This window comes from Mesorhizobium sp. M4A.F.Ca.ET.020.02.1.1 (genome assembly GCF_004022645.1).
Taxonomy (GTDB): Bacteria; Pseudomonadota; Alphaproteobacteria; order Rhizobiales; family Rhizobiaceae; genus Mesorhizobium.
In genome coordinates this window covers 1-1,050 of record NZ_RZOI01001177.1, presented here as the reverse complement: position 1 = coordinate 1,050, position 1,050 = coordinate 1, and the positions used below count along the sequence as shown (strand labels likewise).

At 62.3% G+C, this 1,050-nt stretch carries 2 protein-coding genes; both read right to left on the bottom strand.

Going from position 1 to position 1,050, the window contains the following annotated elements; translation table 11 throughout:
- Window positions 1-441 (bottom strand): aldolase/citrate lyase family protein (locus EN742_RS35845; RefSeq protein ID WP_245492491.1); only part of this gene is annotated, 441 nt, incomplete at its 3' end.
- Window positions 441-893 (bottom strand): MaoC family dehydratase, encoded by a 453-nt coding sequence (locus EN742_RS35840; protein ID WP_126054264.1) that lies wholly within the window; start codon window positions 891-893, stop codon window positions 441-443. The genes EN742_RS35845 and EN742_RS35840, both read right to left, overlap by 1 nt.
- Between the last annotated feature and the right edge of the window lie 157 nt (window positions 894-1,050).

Sequence of the window (1,050 nt, the reverse complement as noted above, 5' to 3'; positions counted from 1 at the left end):
GGCAAGCCGCGGGCTGGCGCCGGCATAGGTTGCGGCCGTCAGCACGCCCGCCGGTGTTTCGGTGATGATCGGCAGGATCCTGATCGCGCCGTCAGGCAGGCCGTTTTCAGCCTCGTGCACCCTGAGCTTAGCCGAGAGCTGCTGGACATCCTGGCCGCTGTTCGACTTCGGCAGCATGATGCCGTCCGGCGCGGCTGCAACAAGCGCCGTCAGATCGTCGTCGGTGAGCCCCGTCGACAGATCGTTGACGCGCACATAGATCACGGATGCCGTCTGGTTCCTGTGTCCGGCGATGAAACGCGCCGCGATGTCGCGCGCCAACCGTTTGTTGCCCGTCGCGACGGAATCCTCGAGGTCGACGATGACCACGTCGGCGCCGGCGGCAAACCCCTTTTCGAGCTTCCTTTCGGAATCGCCCGGAACGAAAAGCAGCGAGCGCATCAGCCTGCCTTCTTCAGCATCATCGCCTGCCTCGTGCATTTGGCGACGAGAACATCATGCTGGTTGTAGGCGCGGTGTTCGAACTCGACAATGCCGCGGTCAGCCTTCGATTTGGACTCGCGCACCGAAATCACCGTGGTCTCGACACGGATGGTGTCGCCATGGAAGACCGGGTGCGGGAACACGGTTTCCTTCATGCCGAGATTGGCGACAGTGGTGCCGACGGTGATGTCGTTGACCGAAATGCCGATCATCAGGCCGAGCGTGAACAGCGAGTTGACCAGCGGTCTGCCCCATTCGCTCCTGGCGGCGAAGTCGAAGTCGATGTGCAGCGGCTGCGGGTTCAGCGTCATCACCGAAAACAGCATGTTGTCGCTCTCGGTGACGGTCTTGCGCAGCGTGTGGCGGAAGACGTGGCCGACGACGAACTCTTCGAGATAAAGCCCGGCCATGCACGATCTCCTCAGCGCCTCACGGGTTGATAGGCGCTGCCTGCCGCGCCCGCAAGCCAGTTAATAAACATGGTGAACCGTTCGTAAACCATTTCAGGCCTACGGTTTCCAGCGGGGCCGGGCCGTTCCGGCAAGGGGCGTAAGCAGGCGGTATGAT